Genomic DNA, 21585 nt, shown 5'->3' on the forward strand with positions numbered 1-21585 from the left:
CTTCTCAGCTAGCAGCGGTCGCAGCCAGGCTCGAATAGGCCGCCACCAGGAGCTCGGCGTCGTGCTCCCAGTTCAGTTCGTCGGCCGCAGCCCGTACTCCGGCGACGTAGCCGGCGTAGTCCGCGATCAGGGAACGCACGGCTGCGGCCAGCGATGCCGCGTTGCCGGGCTCGTACAAAGTTCCCAGGTGGTACTTCGTGATGACAGCTCGCAACTCGGGGAGATCCGCTGCCACCACCGGTACTCCGGCGCGTACTGCGTGGAACAGCTTGTTCGGTAAGGCGAGGCGGTGGTTCTCGCACGTATTCGTCAACGTGACAAGGGAAATCCCCGAGTCCTGCAGGACCCGGTCCACCTCGTCGATCGACGTCTCCGGGACCTTCTGCACCGGGCCGAGGCCGAGCCGGTAGTTCGGGTCGACCGAGCCCATCAGCAGCGTCGGGAACGGCGCGAGCTGGCGAGCCGCCTCGACGACGGCCGGCAGGTCTCGGCCCGCGCCGACGCGGCCGGCGTACAGCAGGCCGGCCGGCGATGAAGGCAGTTCTGCAACCGCTGAGGCGCGAGGGAACGTGTTGCGGATGACGCGTACATCGGGCAGGCCGCGCTCACGCAACCGGGCAGCGATCCCGTCGCTGACCGTGAAGACCACGCGCGCCTGACGGGCCAGGCCGAGCTCAAAGCGCCGCCCACGGATCCGCCACAGCGGCGTCGGCCGCCCTGGCAGGGCACGGTCGAACCACAACTCATGACTGTCGTAGACCAGCGTCGCCGACCACTCAGACGCAAACGAGGCAGCCAGCTCCAGAGTGTTGAAGTCGTGCGCATGCACCACCTCGAACGGCTCCAGCGCCGCCAGCCGAGCAGCGGCCGCAGTACGCCACTGCTTCTCGGTACGCAGCCGATGCTCGGGCAGCAACAACCACCGACCGAACCGCTGCACGAGCACCTTGACGCCTTGTCGCCCATGGCCCACCGCGGGGCCGCCGTTCCCACCGCGCAGACCGGCTGAGCGGGAGACCGACTCGACGGTCGCTCCGCCCTCCATGGCGAAGCCCTCCGGCACGTCGCGACCGACCACGTGAACCGAGTGGCCGGCCGCTGTCAGCGCCGCGGCTTCGCGCAGGATGCGCGAGTCCCCGGCGATCGGGGACTGCGCAACCATCAGTACTCGCATGTCACCTTCATCGGCCACCCAGGAAGGACAACAGCACGTCGACCGACTTCCGGCCATCGTGCAACTCCCGGACGTACCGCGGTCCGGCGTCCGCGATCTTGCGGGCTTCCTCCCGCTCGGCCACGAGCCGCTCGATCACCTCGGCCAGGTCGTCCGGCGTCGCCTCCACGATCGGAAGCTCGGTCGGCAGCAGGTCGCGGACGTGATCCGCCACGTGCCCGACCGTCGTCCGGCCGGCCGCCATCGCCTCGCACGCGAAGACGCCGTACGAGCCGAGCAGCATCTGGTCGACGACGATGTCCGCCTCCTTGACCATCGCCATCAGCTCCGGGTGCGGAACGCCCTGCACCCGCTGGTACTTGATCACGCCGCGAGCATCGAGCGCAGTCAGTACCGGGTCGACGAACACCGAACCCTTCAGCGCACTCGCCGACGGCGCGTGCAGCACGACCGGCACCTCACGGTCCATCACCGGCACCGTGGAGGCCAGGTCGTCGGGGCTCACGACGACCGGCAGCCACTCGCTCTCCTCGACGTACTCGAGCAGGTCGGGCGTGGTGACGAACCGCGGGCCCTCGTACTTGACCAGGTGCTTGCGGAGCAGGTCGTTGGCCGCCTGCAGCCGCATGGTCAGCTCGTCGGTCCGGTCCGCGAACGGCGAGAACTGGTACTTCGCCCGGTGCCGGGCCGGGTCGCGGACCTCGGACCCGTGGAAGACCAGACCGTGCTTGATGCCGGCCGCGTCGAGCATCGGAACGTCCTGGTCCCACATCTGCCCGGGCAGCTGACCGAACATCGGCCGGCCCGCCTCGAACAGCACGTGGGTGACGTTCTGCAGCGCCCACGCGGTCAGCTCCAGCTGCCAGCGCAGGTCCTCGCGGTACTGCTCGTACGTCCCGGTGCGGTGCACCTTGAAGTCGTACTTGCCGCTGCCCGTGGTCAGCGACTCCGCAGCGATGCTCGGGACTTCCCGAGCCACCGCACTCGTCCACAGGTAGGCCTGGCCGGCGCTGTTGACCGGTCCGACCAGCAGCCGCCGTCCGGGCGCCTCGGAGTCGGTGTCCAGCACCGGCTCCAGCTGGGTCCGGCCGAGCATCTCGGTGTAGAGCGCGCGCAGCTTCTCGGCCTGCCCACTCCACGCCGCTTCCTGCTTGTACGCCGGATCGGCGATCCGCTCTCGGTAGGTGTCGGGCCGGCTCAGCAACAGCTTCGCCTTCTCCGCCAGGTCAGCACTGTTCGCAGCCTGGAAGACCTCCCCGATCCCAGTCCGGTTGACGAACTCCTTCATGCTGGCCATGTCGCTGACCAGCACCGGCAGACCACCCAGGCTGTACTCGAACAGCTTGTTCGGCATCGCCATCTCGTGGTTGGGCGCGCGCAGCATCGGGATGATGCCGGCGTCCGCCGTCGCCAGGAAGGCCGTCACCTCCGCAGGCGCCACCGGGTGCAGGTAGTGCATCCGGTCCTCGACGCCGAGCTTGTCCGCGAGCTTGCGCAGTACGTCGACGGCCGGCTGCTTCGGCGAGGGGACCGCGACGATCGCGAGGTGCACGCCGGGCATGCTCGGCAGCGCCTCGATCGCGGTCTCGATCCCACGCACCGCGGTGATCCCGCCGCTGTAGACCAGCAACGGAACCTCGGCGGGCAGCCGGACCTTGCTCCGGATGTCCCGCTCGATCTCGACCGACTCGGGAATGTCCGGGGTGTTCAGGATGACCTCGGGCTTGTGCGCGAGCTTGTGCTCACGCTCCAGCCGGTCGGCGATCGCCGAGCTGACGGTGACGACGCGGTCGGCGGCACCGATGTACTCACGCTCGTGGTTCGCCCAGGCGGCGATGTACTTGCGCGTGCGCGAGCCGTACCGGGCGATGCCGGGCACGTACTCGTGCGCGTCGTACACGACCTTCAGGTCCTTGCCACGCAGCTTGGCCCGGCCGGCCGCGCGAGCGGCCACACCGATCACGTGCATGTCGTGCGCGTGCACCACGTCCGGCTCGAGCCGGTCGATCAGGTCGCCGAACGCGAGCTCGAGGTCGATCGCCTCCGGGTGCACTCGCCGCCACCGAGCCGGCCAGGTCATCCGGTGGTTCACGCCGTCCCAGACCCGCCAGGCGGACTTGAACGGCTGGTCCAGCTGGTTGCCCAGACCCTTGCGGACCCAGATCCCCCGCCGGGCAGCCTGCCAGCCGACCCTGCGTGCGAGCCGGGTGAAGACGCCGGCCTTGAAGGCCAGCTGGCCGGCGGGACCGCCCTTCTTGGCCTTGATGGCGTGACCTGAGTCGGCCTTCAGCTCCTTGAGCCCGGCCGACACCCGATGGCTGCGAGCCATGTAGGCGCGCTTGGTCGGGTAGCCGATCAGCGGCGGCCGCCAGTCGCGACGCTTCTTCCGGCTGGCCTTCCTCTCATCACGCAGGATGAACGGGACTGCCACGCGCACGACCATCGCGCCGTCGAGCATCTCCCGGGACTGGCGGCCGTTGGCCGAGACCCCGAGCACAGTGACCTGTACTCCGGCCTCGGCCAACGCTGCAGCCTCTTTGCGGACCCGGCTGTCGTTGGTGACCTCGTTCGCAACGAGCATCACCACCCGAAGTTCTTCCGGGGAACGCGTCACTGACGCACCGACCTTCCGATCACGATCCGACGGACACCCGCCCAGCGAGCCGCGTCGGTCGCGTCGCGACCGTCGACCAGCACCTGCACGCCCGGCAGCTCGGCCGGGGTCAGCTGCTTGTACTCCGGGTGGTCGGCCTGCAGCACGGCCGCGTCGGCGGCCTCACCCAGGTGGTACGGCGTGAAGCCCAGGCCCTGCAGCTCTTCATCGGTGTACATCGGGTCGTGCACGAACACCTCGGCGCCGCGGGACTTGAGCGCCTCCACGGCCGGGAAGACACCCGAGAAGGCGGTCTCCTTCACCGAACCGCGGTACGACGCACCGAGCACGACCACGCGCGCGCCGGTCAGGTCGCCGTACGCGCCCTCGAGCAGGCCGATGGTGTAGTCGGGCATCCCGAGGTTCGCCTCGCGGGCGGCGCGGACGACGGTCGCTTCCGGGTCGGTCCACAGATACAGCCGCGGGTAGACCGGGATGCAGTGGCCGCCGACGGCGATGCCGGGCCGGTGGATGTGGCTGTAGGGCTGCGAGTTCGAGGCCTCGATCACCTGGTGCACGTCGATGCCGTTCGCCGAGGCGAACCGGGCGAACTGGTTCGCCAGGCCGATGTTGACGTCGCGGTAGGTGGTCTCCGCCAGCTTGGCCAGCTCCGAGGCCTCGGCCGAACCGAGATCCCAGACGCCATTGCCGCGCGGCAGGTCGGCGCGCTCGTCGAAGTCGAGGACGGACTCGTAGAACGAGATGGCGCGCTTGGCGCCTTCCTCGGACAGGCCGCCGACCAGCTTCGGGTATTTGCGCAGGTCCGCGAAGACGCGACCGGTCAGCACCCGCTCCGGGGAGAAGACCAGGTGGAAGTCGGTGCCCTCGCTGAGGCCGGAGACCTCCTCGATCAGCGGCTTCCAGCGGGTCCGGGTGGTCCCGACCGGCAGCGTGGTCTCGTAGCTGACCAGGGTGCCCGGGGACAGGTGCTCGGCCAGTGAACGGGTCGCGTTCTCCATCCAGCCGAACTCCGGCTCACCGGTCTTCTCGTCCACGAACAGCGGGACGACGATGACCACGGCATCGCTGCCGGGGATGGCGTCCGCGTAGTCGGTGGTCGCCCGCAGCCGGCCGTCGGCGACGGTCTCGGCCAGCAGCTCGGCCAGGTGCGCCTCACCGGGGAACGGCTCCTGCCCGGCGTTGACCTGGTCGACCAGACCCTGGTTGATGTCGACGCCGACCACTTGGTGGCCCTTGGTCGCGAACTGGACCGCCAACGGCAGTCCGATCTTGCCTAGGGCAACTACTGCTACTCGCACGGAAACTCCACTGGGTATGAATCATTCATCGGGGACCTCGCAGGCGCCGCTCGAGCGGGTGCTCAACGAACTTGTAGAGCAGCCAGGAGGCGAAGATCGAGAGCACCAGGACACCGGCGTACCAGGTCAGGTTGGCCCAGCCGATCGGGCCGGCCACGCCGTGGAACTCCTTGATCGCGTACAGGATGGTGGCGTGCACCAGGTAGAAGGAGTACGACCACTGGCCGAGCGCGACCAGGGGCTTGCTGCGCAGCCAGGACCGGCCGCCCCTCAGGTCGCGGGAGGCGACCGCCAGGATCAGTACGCCGTACAGAACGGTGAGGATCTCCTTCTGGGTGAGCCCCATCGTGGTGGCGAGCGGGAACGTCTTGGCATGCACGCCGGAGTAGTAGAGCGTGTAGATCCCGACCGAGAAGATGGCGAACGCCACCGGGAACGGGATCCACGGCCGCCAGCCCGACCGCAGCGCGATCGCCAGTCCGATACCGAACAGGAACGCGACCGAGTGCAGCACCGGCTGCGGCAGAACCGGCACGACGCCTGGGTTGTGGAACAGGATCAGCTTGTACGCGCCGCCGATCACGACGACGGCCACGCACAGGATCAGGCCGCCGGCCAGCTTCAGCCGCTGGGTGGCCCGCCAGACGAACGGGAAGTACGCGTAGAAGAACGCTTCCACCGACAACGTCCAGGACGCCGGGTTCCCGGCGTACAGGACGGTCGGGTCGTTCGACCAGCCCTGCAGCAGCACCAGGGTGAGCAGCAGGACGCCGATCTCGAACGGCTTGATCCAGCTCATCGTCGGATCCGGGTCGAACCGGTAGAAGACGAAGACCGCGACCAGCAACGCGACCGCGTGGGCCGGCCAGATCCGGGCGAACCGGCGCCGGTAGAAGGTCCCGACCTTCGTTTGCGGCCGGGCCGACCAGGTCAGCACGAAACCCGACAGGACGAAGAAGAACGTGACGCCGGAGGTGCCGTACTTGAGGAACTTGTGGATCGGCAGCGGCGCGAGGTTCGTCATGTGATGGGCGAACACGAAGAACGCCGCCCACCAGCGCAAACCGGTGAGCGACTCGACCCGCGGCAACCGGATCCGGGGTGCTGCGGCGGCAGGATCGGCCGGGACCTGCGCCGGTGGCTCGTCGTGAGCCAACGGCGCGGGTGCGACCTCTTCCTGCCCCTTTTTTTCCTCGGCGGCCTTCGTCATGTCGCTATCCCGCGAGGGCAGCGACGACGCGACCGGCAGCCTGACCATCGCCATACGGCGCGGCCTGGGCGGCGGTCGGAACCGGCCGGACAGCAAGCTCGGGGAGCTTGCCGAGATCCATGGTGAGCACGTTCCAGCCGTCCTCGAGGGTCTCGGTCCACTCGGTCTCCGTGCGCAGCGTCGTGCACGGCGTACCGAGCAGGAAGGCCTCCTTCTGCAGACCACCCGAGTCCGTCACCACACCGACCGAGCCGAGCACCGCCGCGACCATCTGCGGGTAGGCCAGCGGCTCCGCGGTGTGCAGCGAACCGCCCGGACGCTCCAGCTTGATGCCGAACTCGGCGCAGCGCGCGACCAGACGCGGGTGTGCCAGCAGCAGCACCGGGGTGTCCAGCGAAGCCAGGCCGTCGACGATCGCGGCCAGCTGCGCCGGGTCGTCGGTGTTGTCGGCGCGGTGGATCGTGGAGACCAGGTACTCGCCGCGCTTGAGGCCGTCCGGCAGATCCAGCGGCTGGTCCTTCACCGCGTCACGGACCCGGAAGCAGACATCCGTCATGACGTCGCCGACCAGCCGGGCACGATCCTTCAGACCCTCGTTGGCGAGGTGGCCCATCGCCACCTCGGTCGGGGCCAGCAGGATGTCCGCCGCGTGGTCGGTGAGCACCCGGTTGTGCTCCTCCGGCATCGACCGGTTGAAGGAGCGCAGGCCGGCCTCGAGGTGCGCGACCGGCAGGTGCATCTTCACCGCCGACAAGGTGCCGGCCAGGGTCGAGTTGGTGTCGCCGTAGACCAGCACCCAGTCTGGGCGGTGCTCGTCCAGTACGGCGTCCATCGCGGCCAGCATCGCGCCGGTCTGGACACCGTGACTGCCCGACCCGACGCCCAGGTGGACGTCGGGGGCCGGGATCAACAGGTCGGCGAAGAACACGTCGGACATGTTCTTGTCGTAGTGCTGGCCCGTGTGCACGATCACGTGCTCGTGGTCGGTGGCGGCGAACGCCTCCGCGATCGGGGCGAGCTTGACGAACTGCGGGCGGGCCCCGACGACGCTGAGGACCTTCATGACTGCGCGGCTCCAGCACTCTCGGAGACCAGCGCACCGGTCAGCGCGTCGGTCAGCCGGACGGACTTGCCGTCCTCGGCGGCGGACGCGATCACGGCCTCGGCGACGACGACGGTGGCCAGCCCCTGGTGCAGGGTGACGATGTCGGTCTCCTTGCCCAGGATCGCGTCGCGGAACGCCTCGTGCTCCGCCTTCAGCGGCTCGGGCTTGGCGATCGCGTAGCGGATCATGTCGCCCTCGCTGACACCGCGGAAGTGCGCGACGTCGTCCCAGGCGGTCTGCACGGTGCCGTTGGCGTGGAAGGACAGGTCGGCCGTCAGGGTGTCGGCGATGAACGCTCCGCGCTCACCGGTGACGACGGTCAGCCGCTCCTTCATCGGGGACAGCCAGTTGATGAGGTGGCTGGTCACGGTGCCGTCCTGCAGCTTGCCGGTGACGGCGATCAGGTCCTCGTACTGCCGGCCGCTCTTGTGCGCGCTCTGCGCGGACACCGAGGCGAACGGCGACTGGGTCACCCAGGCGGTCAGGTCGATGTCGTGGGTGGCTAGGTCGAGCACCACGCCGACGTCGGCGATGCGGGCCGGGAACGGGCCCTGACGGCGAGTGGTGATCTGGTAGATGTCACCCAGCTCGCCGGCCTCGAGGCGGACCCGCAGCGCCTGCAGCGCCGGGTTGTACCGCTCGATGTGGCCGACCGCGCCGATCACACCGGCTGCCTCGAAGGCCTTGGCGATCTCCGCCGCCTCCGCGGAGGAGCCGGCCAGCGGCTTCTCGATCATCGCGTGCACGCCGGCCTCGGCCAGCGCCTTGGCGATCTCGGTGTGGTACTGCGTCGGCACCGCGACCATGCAGTAGTCGATGCCGGCCGCGATCAGCTGCTCGACGTTCTCGTGCACCGGCAGGCCGTTGGCCACGCCGTGCTTGTCACCACCCGGGTCGGCGACGGCGACCAGGTCGACGCCCTCGAGGGAGCCCAGCACGCGGGCGTGGTGACGGCCCATCATGCCCAGGCCGATCAGTCCGGCACGAAGGTTCGCCATCTCAGGCACCTGCCTTCGCGACGGTCGCGACAGCGGTCACGATCCGGTGCAGGTCTTCCTCGGACAGCGAGGGGTGGACCGGCAGCGAGAGCACCTCGGCGGCGGCCTTCTCGGTCTCCGGCAGGTCCAGCTCACGCTTGAAGGAGGGGAGACGGTGGTTCGGGATCGGGTAGTAGACACCGCAGCCGACACCGTGCTCGTTGCGCAGCGCGTCAGCGAAGCCGTCGCGGTCCTCGGTCACCCGGATCGTGTACTGGTGGTAGACGTGCGTCGCCTCGGGGGCCACCGTCGGAACGGCCACGCCCTGCAGGTTCGCGTCCAGGAAGGTCGCGTTCTCCTGGCGCTGCTTGGTCCAGCCGCCGACCTTGGTGAGCTGGACGCGGCCGATGGCTGCGTGCAGGTCGGTCATCCGGTTGTTCAGGCCGACGACCTCGTTCTCGTACTGCTTGAGCATGCCCTGGTTGCGGTAGAGCCGCATCCGGCGCTCGAGGTCGGCGTTCGCGACCGAATTCATGCCGCCCTCGCCCGACGTCATGTTCTTGGTCGGGTACAGGCTGAACATGGCGAACTCGCCGAAGGTGCCGACCGGTGCGCCGTTCCAGGTCGCGCCGTGCGCCTGCGCGGCGTCCTCGTACAGGTGCAGGCCGTGCTTGGCGGCGATCGCGCCCAGCTCGGTCATGTTGGCCGGGTGGCCGAACAGGTGCACCGGCATGATCGCCTTGGTCTTGTCCGTGATCGCGGCCTCGACGGCAGCCGGGCTCAGGCAGAAGTACGTCGGCTCGATGTCGACGAAGACCGGGGTCGCGCCGGTCAGCGCGACGCTGTTCGCGGTCGCGGCGAAGGTGAAGGAGGGGACGATGACCTCGTCGCCCGGACCGACGCCCGCGGCCAGTAGGCCGAGGTGCAGACCCGAGGTGCCCGAGTTCGTCGCGACGCAGGCTCGACCGGAGACCAGCGCTGCGCCGAACTCCTGCTCGAACGAAGCGACCTCAGGACCCTGGGCGAGCATTCCGCTGCGCATCACACGGTCGACTGCCTCCCGCTCCTCCTGCCCGATGATCGGCTTCGCGGCCGGAATCGGCTGCACCATCAGTTCTCCTCCATGTTTTCGTCGGCCGGCCGCAGCCGTCCGTCTGTTTCGATGTACATCTCGCCCGTCGTCGGGCATTTCCAGTCGCCGTTGCCGACATCCAGCAACGGCACGCCTGCCTTGCCGACCCACTTGATCCGGCGGGCCGGGACCCCCGCGACCAGCGCGAAGTCTGGCACGTCCTTGGTGACCACAGCACCCGCGGCGACGGTGGCCCAGCGGCCGATGGTGACCGGTGCCACGCAGACCGAACGAGCGCCGACCGCACTGCCCGTGCGCAGCGTCACACCGACGGCGTCCCAGTCCGACGCGCTCTTCTGCGTGCCGTCCGGGTTGATCGCGCGCGGGAAGTGGTCGTTGGTCAGGACAACCGCGGGTCCGATGAAGACGCCGTCCTCGAGCACGGCCGGCTCGTAGACGAGGGCGTCGTTCTGGATCTTGCAGTTGTCGCCCATCGTCACGCCGGTGCCGACGTAGGCGCCGCGGCCGATGATGCAGTTCTTGCCCAGGACCGCGTTCTCGCGGATCTGGGACAGGTTCCAGACGGACGATCCGGCGCCGATCTGCGCGGTCTCGTCGACGTCTGCCGACGCTGCGATCCGGGACGTCACAAGGTCTCCTTCGGGTCAAGCCAATCGGTGAGTGCAAGGGCGGAGCGTCGCCCGTCGTGCAGCTCCGCCACGAAGGCGGGGCCCGCGGCGGCCTGCTCGGCGGCCGCCGTACGGTCGGAGAGCAGATCGGTGATGACAGCGCCGAGCGAATCGGGATCCGCCTCGACGATGGGCACCTCGCGCCCAGCCAGACTACGCATCCGATCGCGAACCGCCGAACCGACGTAAGAAACAACCAAACGTCCGGCGGCCAGCGCCTCGGCGGCGGCCACGCCGTACAGGCCGATCCGGAGCTGGTCGACGACGATGTCGGCGTCGCCGATCACGGCCGGCATCCGGTCGTGGGTGACGCCGCTGATCCGCCTGTACTCGACCACGCCGCGGTCGGCCAGCGCGGTCAGTACCTCGTCGATCCGGTCGCTGCCCTTGAGCTGCGCGCTGGACGGGACGTGTACGACGACCGGCCGGTCGGTAGAAAAGAGGGGACGGGCTGCCTGCTGCCACGGCGCCGGGTCGATCGCGACCGGCAGCCACTGCGCCGTCGGTACGTCGTCCAGTAGGTCGACTGTGGAGACGAACACCGGGACGTCGGCCTTTTCGACCAGCTCGGCGAAGCGCGCTGCCTGAGCCTCGAGCCGGTCGGTCAGTGGGTCGCCCGGCGTGAACGGGGACCAGCGCTCGCGCTTGGCGTGGCGGCTCGGCAGGCGGATGTCGGAGCCGTGGAAGAGGAGCGCCGGTTTGATGCCAGCCTCCTTGAGCTGCAGGAGCTCGGATGACCCGTCCTGCAGGCCGCGGGCGCCGAACAGCGGGCGCAGGGACTCCATCAGGACATGGGTGTAGGAGCCCAGGACGTGCTGCTCCTGGGCTCGCTGCCAGCGCGGCTGACCGAACCAGGTCAGCGGTACGCCGTAGTCGTCTTCGAACTGGAACTGGCCCTTGCGGTGCACCGAGAAGGAGACCGCGGAGACGCCTTTGATGCTGCCGGCAGCACGCGCCCAGGCGTAGCCCTGGCCGGCGCTGTTGGTGGGGCCGACGAACAGCCGGACCGGGGTGTCCGCCACCTGCGGGAAGGCAGGCAGCTGCGCATAGCTGTAGCGCAGCCCCTTGAGCCGTCGCCGGACCGCACCCGCGGTCCTGGCGATCGGCGTCGGCAGGTGGTCACGAAGAGTCCGCGCAGATGTCACCTGCACTCCCACCCCACCTCGGTCCGGCATCTCGTCACTCCTGCCCCGCTCCGACCAGCCGGTCCAGCTCGCGGCGGGCGGCCGGTACGCCGAGTACCACCGGCGTCTGCGGCTTGCGCTGACCGACCTGCCAGCCGGCCCAGACCGAGCCGCCATCCAGCGCGATCACCACGTCGGCCTGCTCGATCCTGGTCATCACGTCGGCCCGACCGAGAACCCTGTTCCAGTAGGTCTTTGCCAGGTTGTCGGCCTTGCGGTTGGCCGTCAGCTTCTTCACCGGCCCAGACTTCTTAATTGCTGCAGGCAACATCTTCCCACCGGCCCGCCGCAGTTTCCGAGCCCGCCACTGCGCAGCCTTGACCACCCGCTTGGCCCCCGTAGGCCGCGGCTTGGCAGCAGGCTTCGAAGCAGCAGGCGCCACCTTCACGGCCGCCTCGTCGCCTGCGGCGACCTCGGCGGGAGTAGAAGCGGGGAGGGCGGAGGCCTCGCCGCTAGAGGCGCTGCCAAGCTCGTCGCCTTCGGCGACATCGCCGGCGGGGGCGGTGGTTGGGCCGCCCGTGGGGCTCCCGCCGGACTGGTCGCCTTCGGCGACCTCGTCGGCCTCCGTCGCTGTGGACTCCACCGCTGCTTCGTCGGTGACCGCCTCAGGCGCAGGAGCCTTGGCTGACTCGCTGACCCCAACCGGTACCTCATCGGCTTCCACGGGGGCCTCCACCGGCGCTGCCGGGGGGACGACCTCGACTGGCATCTTGCCGGGGCCGATGAGGGTGAAGCTGTTGACCAGGCCGTCTACGGGGCCGGCCGGGGGGACCCAGGCGACTACGTCTAGGGCTAGGTCTTCGCGGCCGCCTAGGTCGGCGCGGACGGTGTCGAAGTACGACGGGGGGAGCCGTCGGGTGCTCAGGAGTACGACCTTCATGTCAGACCACCGCCCCAACGCGCTCGGCCAATGCCTTGATTCGCGGATCCATCTGCAGGTCACGCCGGTAGCCGGCGCCGAACTCGCGCGCCTTCGCCCGGATGCCCTCGTCCGCCGTGCGGGCCGCGCGGGCCGCCTCGACGAGTGCTTCCGCGATCGTCTCGGGGTCCTCGATGTCCTTCACCGGGAACCAGAGCGGATGCCCACGCAGTACGTCGGACGCCGCGTTCATCGGGTCGTGCACCGAGACGATCGGCAACCCGGTGGCGAGGTACTCGAAGACCTTGCCGCTGGTGACATAGCGCCCCTTGCCGAGCATCAGCAGCTGGACGTCGAACTCGTCGTACGCCTTGGCGATCTCAGCCTTGCCGACCGGACCCTCGTAGCTGACCCCGTCCTCGGCGGCCGCGTTGAGAATGCCGAGCATGTCGGCGCGCGGCTGCGCGTAGTACCCGAGGTAGCCGTGGATCTTCACCTTGGCGTCGCGCAGGTCCTCGGACCGCTCCTTGGCAATCTGCCAGCCCTTGACGAAGTCCGCGAGCGGGACCTTCGGCGAGACGGTGCCCACGTAACCGAAGACCAGCGGGCGATCGGTCACCGCGCCGCGGTCGTGCGTCGACGGCACCAGGTCCGGGTCGAAGCCGTTCGCGACCGTGTGCATCTTGCCCCCGTGCTCGGGGTAGAGGTCCTTGTGCCAGTCGAGGATCGGGTCGTTGACGAACCAGACCTCCTGCGCGGACGCGACCAGCTTGCGCTCCCAGCGGGCGGCGCGGCTGTTCGGCTCGTGCAGCCGGTCACCGCTGAAGACATCCAGCAGCCACGCGTCGCGGTAGTCCATCACGTACGGCACGTCGAACTTCTTGAACAGGTGGTACGCCGCGGCGAAGGTGACGTGCGGGTTCGCGGTGGCGACGGTCAGGTCGACCTTGTTCGCCTGGTGGATCCGCTCGGCGGCCTTCTCGATCGTGCTCCGCCACGGGCCGTAGCCGGTTTCCGGGAAGGGGATCTGGTCGCGCTTGGTGCGCCACTTGCTCCACAGCTTCGGGTTCGAGGCCCGGGACTTCGACCACTTGCGCAGGTCGGCCTCCAGGATCGGCCACTCGAACGGCACCCGGACGACCTCGACGTCAGGGTGGATCCGCTCCTCCAGGGTCAGGTCGGCCCCGGTGAACCGGTGGAACGTCTCCCGGTCCGCGGTCAGCACGGTGACCTTCCAGCCTTGTTCGGCGAACCGGTTCGCGGTCGCCAGCGCGCGGTAGACGCCGCCTCCTCGGCAGGGCGGGTAGCCCCAGCAGACGTACAGCATGTGTGGGCGGGCCTGGTTCATGCACTTCCTCGCAGCAGGTCTTGGATGGCGTCAGCCAGTTCGTCGTACGGCGTCGTCGTCGGCAGATGGTCGGCGGCCCACTGGAGCGCACAGTCGCGCAACTTCTCCAGCTCCCCTGGGTCGTCGGACCAGCGGCGCAACGTCTCCGCGGCCTCGGCGACGGTGTCGATCAGGACACCACCACCGGATTCCTCGATGATCCTCGTCTGACGGGGCAACCGGGTGGAAACCACCGGCAATCCGCTCGCGAGGTACTCGTAGATCTTGGACGGCATCGCCTCGACGAAGGCCGGGGTCTCCTGCAGCAGCGCAAGGCTGGCCCAGGCTCCCTCGACGATCCGCCAGGCTTCCGCCGGTGGTTGCCGGCCGTGCAGCCGGACCCGGCCCGCGACATCGGGCTCGGCGATCCGGCGTTCCAGCCGCTCCCGGTCGCCACCGGCGACCGGGCCGATCAGGTCCAGCGACCACTGCGGCGCGGCCGCCACAGTGTCGACCATGTCGAACAGTCCACGGCTCACCCGCAGGTCGCCGACGTACACCACCCGGGGCTCCCCGGCCGGCGGTGCCGGCGCCAGAAAAGCCGCGACCGGCTGGTTGGTGACAACCATCCGGTGCTTGGCCTGGTGTGGCGAGAGGTGGGAGTCCGCGACGACCGTCAGGTCGGCCCCGGCGGCCAGCCGGGTACTGAGGGCCACCATCAGCCGGGCCGGCAGCCCCACCGGCCCCCTGGCCCAGGCCCGGTCGCGAAGCAGCCGGCCGTAGTCCTCGTGAACGTCGGCCACCATCTTGCGGCGGCGCAGAGTGGTGACGAGGCGGGTAATCGGGATCATGTCCGGATCGACCGTCACGACCACCTTGGCACTGGTCCGCCAGGGCAGTACGGCGGTCCGGGCCAGCCGCTGGACCAGGCTGCCCCGGTTGCCCGCGTGGACGGTCGCTCCGGTCGGTCCCCCGGCCGGGTCACCAAGCCCCCACAGCTCGACGTTCAGACCCCGCTTCTGCAGGGCTGCGGTGATCTTGTGCAGCCGCGCATCGGCGACGTCGTGGCCGGACGTGATGATGCCCACGTCCGGCACTGGGGTGGATCGCATCGTCAGAAGTCCTCGAGAGTGGCAGCGCTCTTCGCACTGACCTGCAGGAACTTCGTGTAGGCGGCGATCACTTCGTCAGGGGTACCGCGCATCATCAGCTTGCCGTGGTCCAGCCAGATGCAGTCGTTGCACAGATCCTTGACGCTGCTCATCGCGTGGCTGACCAGGAACATCGTCCGGCTGTTGGTGACGAGTTCCTTCATCTTGTTCGACGCCTTCTGCTTGAAGGACGCGTCACCGGCCGACAGGGCCTCGTCGATCAGCAGGATGTCGGGATCCATGTGCACGGCGACCGAGAACGCCAGCCGGCTGAACATGCCGGACGAGTACGTCCGCATCGGCATCTCCATGAAGTCGCCCAGCTCGGCGAACGCGGCGATCTCCTCGTACCGCTCCTGGATCGCCTTGCGGCTCAGACCGGCCGCCAGACCACCCAGTACGACGTTTTCCTTACCGGACAGCGCGGCGTTGAAGCCGACGCCCAGCGACAGCAGCGTGCTGACCCGGCCGTGCACCTCGATCCGGCCCGAGGTCGGCGGCAGGATGCCGGCCAGCGAGCGCATCAGCGTCGACTTGCCGGCGCCGTTCGCGCCGATGATGCCGATCGTGGTGCCGTGGTCGACGTCGAAGGAGACGTTCTGGACCGCCTTGACCTCACGGACCGCACGCTCGCCGCGGCCGAGCCGGACCAGCGCGCTCTTGAAGGTCGGCACCCGCTCGAACGTGGTCCGGTAGGTGATCGAGACGTCCTGCACCTTGACGGCGGGACCCAGGTCCTTGTTCTGCATCGACTTCTTCTCAGCCTCAGAGACGGACAACGAACTCACGCTCCCTCGACATGAAGAACAACGAGCCGATGAGGGCCGCGGCCAGTGCCCAGGCCGCCGCACCGATCCACATCCACAGGTCCGGGATCTGGCCGCGGACCAGCAGGTCGGTCCAGCCGCCGATCAGCGAGAACAGCGGGTTGAACTGGATGAAGCTCTTGAACTTCTCCGGCGCATCCTCGGCGAACCAGAGCACCGGGGACAGGTAGAGCCAGATCCTCACGAAGTACGGCAGGAAGCTGGTGGTGTCGCGGAAGTACACCTGCAGTGCCGCGAAGATCATCCCCATCCCGGCCGCGAAGACGGTCAGGAAGATCAGGAAGATCGGCGCGAGCAGCATCGCCCAGTGCAGCGGCTGGCGCATTACCAGGTGGATCGCGGCGTAGACGACCATCGTCGGCAGGAACCGGAAGAACGAGGTCCGCAGTGCCGACAGCGGCAGCAGCATCCGCGGGAACGACATGTTCATCAGCAGCTTGCCGCCACCGACGACGCTGGCCGCACCGGCGGTCATCGCACCGGAGAAGTAGTAGAAGGCGAACAGCCCGCCACACATGTGCGCGAACCGCTCCGCACCGTCACTCTTGGCGCCGGCACCCGCGATGATCTCCACCAGCAGGTAGTACACACCCGCCAGCAGCAGCGGGTTCAGAACCAGCCACACCTGACCGAAGAAGGTGTTCGTGTTGGCCGCCCGGATACCGGTCCGGGACATCTCGGCCGCGAACTCCCGCCGCTCCCACAGCGCCTTGAAGTAAGGCCGCAGGGGCGGCAGGCCCACCTTGTGCGGTTCGTACACATGCACCGACGGGTTGAACTCCTCGTCGACGCTAGTCGCGTTCATTCAGGCGACGCCTCTCTGGGGACGGTCGTAGTCATCGAAATTTCGACGGTGGCCGCGGTCCACGACGACGGGCCACGCAAACCGGAAGCAGAGTAGCGGATTGCGTCGTAGCCGACGACACAGCGTGCCTCCTGGGTGAGCAGCGACGCACAGACTGCTATCAAAACGTCGCAACCGATCGGAGGAGCGGACCCCGCCCATCGTTATCTGGAATATACATTTGACACCTCACACGAAGCCAATCAACGTACCTGGCCTTCGCCGTAAGGCGTAATCGGCGCAACAGAAATTGCGCGGATCAGAAGATGTGGAACCCCAGCCGGTACGCCGGTACGCCGGCCAGCAGCCCTTGCCGGGCAGGGCCGATGGCGTTCAGGGTGTCGCCGGTGGAATCCACCCAGGGCTCAGCGGTCAGCTGTTGCTGAGGAGTGCCGCTCCCGGCACCACCTGCCGTGGACAGCCTCACCATCCACGGAAGCTCGCTTGGCACTGCATGGATCCCACCGGCAGCCCGGGGGCCAGGACCGCCTGGGGCGACAGCATCGCCTTGGAGGGGAGTCCGGGCTCGCGCGGAATGCACCGGCACGATGGCCAGGGCGGCGGTCATCGCACCATGGCCGAAGGCCCGGCGATGCCTGGGCAGAACCTGACGCAGTGGCTGCGACATAGGGGTCTCCTCCTCATCGGCCTCACGATGGAGTTGCACAGTTTGTACACCCTCCAGCACAGCGGGTGATGGCACGGGAGTGCGAGGGCACCAATACGCCGGGATCGAGACCCAACCGAAACGGCGTTCGCTGACTCCGAAGCGAACTAAGGCCAGAATTGGAACAGCAGCCCGGCGGCGCTCAGGTGGTCCGTCGCCGGGCTGCTGGACCTCAATTCTCGCTCACAACTGCGCAGAAATGGTGGCCAGATGGTGACACGGCACAAGAATGCTGACGAAACAACAAAGATCGCTCGGTGCGGTCGCCGGGATACGGACAGTGCCGAAAAAGTTTCACCGCTCGTTCTAGGCTTGAGCGGCGGTAGCGCACAGTGAGCGCGCTCGGGAGGGAAGGGAGAGTTATGGGCTCGACCGACACGGAGCGTGCCGATCACTTGCGGGTGCTCGGCCTCAACGACGACGAGATCCGGGTGTACCAGCACCTGCTGCGCACCGGGCCGTCCTCGATCACCGAACTGGACGAGGCCGTCACCGGCCGGGCAGTGGGGATCGACGCGACGCTCGGTGGCCTGGTGCAGGCAGGCCTGGCCAGGCGGTCCGGGTCGGACCACTCCAGATTCCTGCCGGTGCCCCCTGACGCCGGGCTGGAGGCGCTGACACTGCGCCGCGAGTCCGAGCTCAAGCAGGCCCGGATCGAGGTCCTGAACGCGTACGACGAGTTCCGCCGGACCGTGCACAACGAGTCGACCACGCATCTGATCGAGGTGGTCACCGGCAGCGCGATCGTCGAGCGGATCCACCAGATCAAGGACAGCGCGCAGCGGGAGATCCTCGCCATCGACACCCCGCCGTACTACCTGGGCGCGGGCCCCAACCAGGAGGAGATCGAGCAACTCAGGCGGGGCGTCTCCTACCGGGTGGTCTACTCGCCGGAGTCCGTCGAGGTGCCGGGGTACCTGACCGAGAACATCCTGCCCTGCGTGGAGGCCGGCGAGCAGGCGCGGGTGCTGCCCGACGTACCGGCCAAGCTGACCATCATCGACGGGTCCATCGCGTTCGTGTCGATGTCGGTGCGCGACACCGACGTGAACCGGTCGCTGCTGATCATCCGGCCGAGCAGCCTGCTCACCGCGCTGCTCGGCATGTTCGAGCTGTGCTGGCGCAACGCCCTGCCACTGCACGCGTCCGTCGGCACCGAGGACGACCGGCTGGAACCGATCGAACGCCGCCTGCTGGCTCTGCTGGCGACAGGGGCTGCCGACGACACCATCGCTCGAACGCTGGGCATCAGCCGCCGGACCTTCTTCCGCTACCTGGAACGCCTGATGAACCGCACCGGCGCCAGCACCCGCTTCCAGCTGGCCCTGCACGCGGCCCGCGAGAACTGGCTCTGAGAGGGGACGGCCGGATCAGCTGCCGGGCTTGAGCAGTCCGGTCTCGTAGGCGACCGCGACAGCGGCTGCCCGGTCGTTCACCTCCAGTTTCGCGAAGACGTGCAGGAGATGGGTCTTCACCGTGGCCTCGGTGATGAACAACCTCGTCGCCACGTCCCGGTTCGTCGCGCCGCGCGCCACCAGACCCAGTACTTCGAGCTCACGGCCGCTCAGCCGCTGCTGTTGCGGCGCCCGCACACTCTGACTCAGTACTCCGGCCACGGTCGGCGACAGCACGGTCTCCCCTCGCGAAGCAGCCAGTACTGCGTTGCGCAGTTCGGCTCGAGGCGTGTCCTTCAGTAGATAGCCGATAGCGCCCTCCTTCATCGCCGGCAGCACATCCGCGTCGTCGTCGAAGGTGGTCAGCACGAGCACCTGCAGGCCGGGCGTCTGCTCGCGAAGCCGGCGGATCACTTCGGCGCCGTTCATCTTCGGCATCCGCAGATCCATCAGCACCACGTCGGGCCGGGTCTGCAGCGCGACCACGAGAGCTTCGGGGCCATCGGCCGCCTCGCCGACCACCTCGAAGGCGTCGTCGCCGGCGAAGATCCCGTGCAGGCCGTCGCGAACGATCGGGTGGTCGTCGACGATGAGCAACCGGATCGGAGTCACGATGCGCTCCCCTCAGGTGGAATGGCGGGGACGGTGGCGGAGATCCCGGTGCCTTGCCCAGGTGCCGTCTCGACCTCGAAGGCACCGGCCAGGCGGGTGATCCGCTGGCGCATCGCGACCAGCCCGAAGCCCGCAGTACGGGCTGGGACGAAGCCGGCGCCGTCATCGCGTACGTCGAGCGCCACGACGTCCTCCATGTACGAAAGGGTGATCCCGACCCGGGTTGCCCGCGCATGCTTGCCGACGTTGGCGAGCGCCTCCTGAGCGACTCGCAACAGGGCGACCTCTACCTCGACGTGCAACGGCCGGGCATCACCGGTGACGTCGACGGACGCGGCGACCTCGCTAGTCTGCGACCACTTGTCCGCGACCTCTCGCAGCGCGGTGGCGAGCTGCGCGTTGTCCAATGGCGCCGGACGCAAGGCCTGTACCGAGCGGCGCGCCTCCGTCAGTGCGTCCCTGGCCAGACCGCGCACGGTTTCGAGCCGTTTCGCGGTGGCGGCCCCGCCGTCGGCTTCCAGCTGGGTCAGGATGCCGGTGAGGCTCTGCGCGATGGTGTCGTGGATCTCCCGGGCCATCCGCTGACGTTCGTCAAGCACACCGGCCTCTCTGGCCTGCGTGAGCAGCCGCGCCTGCAGTTCCGCGTTCTCCTCCGCGAGCTCCTGCAACCGGCCGATCATCACCTTCCGCTGTTCGCTCTGCTCGGAGATCACCCGGGTGGACAGCCCGACCGCCGAGGCGATCAGTACTGCGACGAGGAACGAGAAGATCAGCTCCCGGGCAGAGCTGCCCGATCGAGCCGGTACGCCGACCAGTACACCGGCGGTCGCCGCGACGCCGACGTACGCCCACCAGCGGGGCAACAGGGTGAAGGCGAGGACGAACGCCCCGATACCGGTCACGAAGAAGACCGAGTCGATTCTGAGCAGTACGGCCAGGACGGCCAGCAGGCCAGCGAAGTACGCGATCATCGCCAGCGGCTGCTTGATCCGGCGCCAGTCGACCATCAGCCAGTGCCAGCCGCCGAGGGCCAGTGGTAGGAGCAGCGCCTCCGGCCGCCAGTCCCGCAGCAGGGCGAAGACGGCCGGGAGCAAGATAAATAGGTAGGGCAGGACTGGCTGGGCCCGGTCCCAGCGGGTGTCCTCTACCATCTGAAGGTCCGTACGGCAGCGCATCCGGCGACCAGGGCTATCGCTGCCATGAGGCTCAGGGTAAGCGGCGAGAGGGCGTTGCCGGCCCAGGCGTCGCGAATCGTTTCCACCACCGGAGCCATCGGGGTCAGGTCACCGACCGCCCGCATCGATTCCGAGGTGACCTCGCGCGGGATCATCGCGCCGGAGACGAACACCATCGGGAAGAAGAGGCTCAGCCCGATCACTGTCGCGGCCCGCGCGTTCGGGACGAGAGCGCCGATGAGCAGCCCGATCGCGCCGAGGCTCAGTGCGCCGAGGAACCAGGCGAGCAACACCGCGGCCACGTTCGCCGGAGCCGACAGATCGAAGACGGCGAACCCGAGCGCGATCAGCAGCACGGTCCCGATCGCGGCCAGCAGCAGATGGGCGAACCATTGCGCACCGAACACCAGCGCGGACGAGGCAGGAGTCGCCTGCAGCCGCTTGAGGATCCGGCGCTCCCGGTACTGCGCCAGCGTGGCCGGCAACACCACAAGCGCGGCCTGGCCGATCACGAAGACACTGAGCATCGGCACCGTGGCATCGATCTCCGGTAGACCGCCCGGCAGGGGTTCGTCGCCGCGCAGCTTGACCCAGAGCAGCAGCGGCGGGAAGGCGAGAGCGAAGAAGGCCGACATCGGATCCCGCACGATCAGGAGGAGTTCGATCGCGATGACCTGCCGCAGTCCCTTCATGACAGCGTCCTTCCGGTCAGCGCGAAGAAGGCGTCCTCGAGGGAATCGCTGTGCTGCTTGGCGATCAGGGCCGCCGGGGTGTCCTCGGCGATCACCCGGCCGTGGTCGACGATCGCGATCCGGTCGCACAGCGCCTCGGCCTCGTCCATGAAGTGGGTGACCAGGACGACGGTCACCCCACGGTCGCGTAGCTCGCGGATCAGTCCCCAGGTCGTCCGCCGGGCGATCGGATCGAGTCCGGTGGTGAGCTCGTCGAGGAAGACGACCTCCGGGTTGCCGACCAGGGCGAGCGCGATGAACAGGCGCTGCTTCCAGCCACCCGACAGGCTGCCGAACGAAGCACGCTTCTTGTCCGCGAGACCCCAGTCGTCCAGGAGCACCCGCCAATCCGCGGGCCGGTCGTACAGGGCGGCGTACATCCGCAGTGCCTCGCCGACTCTGAGCGCGTCAGGCAGTGCGGCTTCCTGCAACTGGGCGCCGATCCGCTGGAGCAGTTCGCGTCGCTGGGTCCGCGGGTCGAGGCCGAGCACCCGGACCGTACCGCCGTCCGGCCGGCGCAGGCCCGACGCGCACTCCACCACGGTGGTCTTGCCGGCGCCGTTGGGGCCGGCGATCCCGAAGATCTCTCCCTGCTCGACGCGCAGGGAGAGACCGTGCACCGCCCGGTTCGCCTGATAGCTCTTCGTCAGGCTCTCGATCTCGATCACTGTCATG

The 21585-nt window shown here is 68.6% G+C and carries 20 protein-coding genes; 1 reads left to right on the forward strand and 19 read right to left on the reverse strand.

Going from position 1 to position 21585, the window contains the following annotated elements; genetic code table 11:
* Nucleotides 1-4: 4 nt before the first annotated feature.
* From A3ES_RS49235 to A3ES_RS54470, 15 genes are all read right to left on the reverse strand, one after another.
* Nucleotides 5-1174, reverse strand: coding sequence for a glycosyltransferase (locus tag A3ES_RS49235; protein ID WP_020391069.1), 1170 nt, complete (start codon nt 1172-1174; stop codon nt 5-7).
* 7 nt (nt 1175-1181) lie between these two features.
* Nucleotides 1182-3788 carry a glycosyltransferase family 4 protein gene (locus tag A3ES_RS0132730; RefSeq protein WP_026163419.1) on the reverse strand — a complete coding sequence of 869 codons (2607 nt, stop codon included), beginning with the start codon at nt 3786-3788 and terminating at the stop codon, nt 1182-1184.
* The gene (locus A3ES_RS0132735) at nt 3785-5086 is read right to left on the reverse strand and encodes a nucleotide sugar dehydrogenase (RefSeq protein WP_020391071.1); all 1302 of its coding nucleotides are present in this window, start codon (nt 5084-5086) and stop codon (nt 3785-3787) included. The genes A3ES_RS0132730 and A3ES_RS0132735 overlap by 4 nt, the downstream gene beginning before the upstream one ends.
* 25 nt (nt 5087-5111) lie before the next feature.
* Complete coding sequence (locus tag A3ES_RS0132740) at nt 5112-6296, reverse strand: acyltransferase family protein (RefSeq protein WP_157630874.1); 1185 nt, start codon at nt 6294-6296, stop codon at nt 5112-5114.
* Between the two features lie 4 nt (nt 6297-6300).
* Entirely contained in the window at nt 6301-7359 is a 1059-nt protein-coding gene (wecB, locus tag A3ES_RS0132745) for a non-hydrolyzing UDP-N-acetylglucosamine 2-epimerase (protein ID WP_020391073.1), read from the reverse strand.
* A complete protein-coding gene (locus A3ES_RS0132750; RefSeq protein WP_040456122.1) occupies nt 7356-8399 on the reverse strand; it encodes a Gfo/Idh/MocA family protein in 1044 nt (347 codons plus the stop codon). Before A3ES_RS0132750 ends, wecB begins: the two co-directional genes overlap by 4 nt.
* Nucleotide 8400: 1 nt before the next feature.
* Nucleotides 8401-9492: a DegT/DnrJ/EryC1/StrS family aminotransferase gene (locus tag A3ES_RS0132755; protein ID WP_202806648.1), complete on the reverse strand. Its 1092-nt coding sequence runs from the start codon at nt 9490-9492 to the stop codon at nt 8401-8403.
* A complete protein-coding gene (locus A3ES_RS0132760) occupies nt 9489-10100 on the reverse strand; it encodes an acyltransferase (protein WP_020391076.1) in 612 nt (203 codons plus the stop codon). Before A3ES_RS0132760 ends, A3ES_RS0132755 begins: the two co-directional genes overlap by 4 nt.
* Nucleotides 10097-11284 (reverse strand): hypothetical protein, encoded by a 1188-nt coding sequence (locus A3ES_RS0132765; protein ID WP_157630875.1) that lies wholly within the window; start codon nt 11282-11284, stop codon nt 10097-10099. Before A3ES_RS0132765 ends, A3ES_RS0132760 begins: the two co-directional genes overlap by 4 nt.
* Before the next feature lie 34 nt (nt 11285-11318).
* The gene (locus A3ES_RS0132770; RefSeq protein WP_026163421.1) at nt 11319-12203 is read right to left on the reverse strand and encodes a hypothetical protein; all 885 of its coding nucleotides are present in this window, start codon (nt 12201-12203) and stop codon (nt 11319-11321) included.
* A 1-nt stretch (nt 12204) separates the two neighbouring features.
* The gene (locus tag A3ES_RS0132775) at nt 12205-13530 is read right to left on the reverse strand and encodes a glycosyltransferase (protein WP_157630876.1); all 1326 of its coding nucleotides are present in this window, start codon (nt 13528-13530) and stop codon (nt 12205-12207) included.
* A complete protein-coding gene (locus tag A3ES_RS0132780; protein ID WP_020391079.1) occupies nt 13527-14621 on the reverse strand; it encodes a glycosyltransferase in 1095 nt (364 codons plus the stop codon). Before A3ES_RS0132780 ends, A3ES_RS0132775 begins: the two co-directional genes overlap by 4 nt.
* A gap of 2 nt (nt 14622-14623) precedes the next feature.
* Complete coding sequence (locus A3ES_RS0132785; protein WP_237745126.1) at nt 14624-15439, reverse strand: ABC transporter ATP-binding protein; 816 nt, start codon at nt 15437-15439, stop codon at nt 14624-14626.
* The gene (locus A3ES_RS0132790) at nt 15426-16292 is read right to left on the reverse strand and encodes an ABC transporter permease (RefSeq protein WP_020391081.1); all 867 of its coding nucleotides are present in this window, start codon (nt 16290-16292) and stop codon (nt 15426-15428) included. The genes A3ES_RS0132785 and A3ES_RS0132790 overlap by 14 nt, the downstream gene beginning before the upstream one ends.
* A 298-nt stretch (nt 16293-16590) precedes the next feature.
* Nucleotides 16591-16761: a hypothetical protein gene (locus A3ES_RS54470; RefSeq protein ID WP_020391082.1), complete on the reverse strand. Its 171-nt coding sequence runs from the start codon at nt 16759-16761 to the stop codon at nt 16591-16593.
* 599 nt (nt 16762-17360) lie between these two features.
* Between A3ES_RS54470 and A3ES_RS0132805 the strand changes: the two genes are divergently transcribed.
* Nucleotides 17361-18353: a helix-turn-helix domain-containing protein gene (locus A3ES_RS0132805; RefSeq protein WP_020391084.1), complete on the forward strand. Its 993-nt coding sequence runs from the start codon at nt 17361-17363 to the stop codon at nt 18351-18353.
* 15 nt (nt 18354-18368) lie between these two features.
* On the opposite strand, the gene A3ES_RS0132810 is transcribed toward A3ES_RS0132805, so the two are convergent.
* From A3ES_RS0132810 to A3ES_RS0132825, 4 genes are read right to left on the reverse strand one after another with little or no spacing between them, the layout of a single operon-like run.
* Nucleotides 18369-19004: a response regulator gene (locus A3ES_RS0132810; protein WP_020391085.1), complete on the reverse strand. Its 636-nt coding sequence runs from the start codon at nt 19002-19004 to the stop codon at nt 18369-18371.
* Nucleotides 19001-20155: a sensor histidine kinase gene (locus A3ES_RS49240; RefSeq protein WP_020391086.1), complete on the reverse strand. Its 1155-nt coding sequence runs from the start codon at nt 20153-20155 to the stop codon at nt 19001-19003. The genes A3ES_RS0132810 and A3ES_RS49240 overlap by 4 nt, the downstream gene beginning before the upstream one ends.
* Nucleotides 20149-20871, reverse strand: a complete 723-nt coding sequence (locus A3ES_RS49245; RefSeq protein WP_020391087.1) for an ABC transporter permease — start codon at nt 20869-20871, stop codon at nt 20149-20151. Before A3ES_RS49245 ends, A3ES_RS49240 begins: the two co-directional genes overlap by 7 nt.
* A complete protein-coding gene (locus A3ES_RS0132825; protein WP_020391088.1) occupies nt 20868-21584 on the reverse strand; it encodes an ABC transporter ATP-binding protein in 717 nt (238 codons plus the stop codon). The genes A3ES_RS49245 and A3ES_RS0132825 overlap by 4 nt, the downstream gene beginning before the upstream one ends.
* Nucleotide 21585 lies beyond the last annotated feature (1 nt).

The organism is Kribbella catacumbae DSM 19601, assembly GCF_000372465.1.
GTDB classification, from domain to species: domain Bacteria; phylum Actinomycetota; class Actinomycetes; order Propionibacteriales; family Kribbellaceae; genus Kribbella; species Kribbella catacumbae.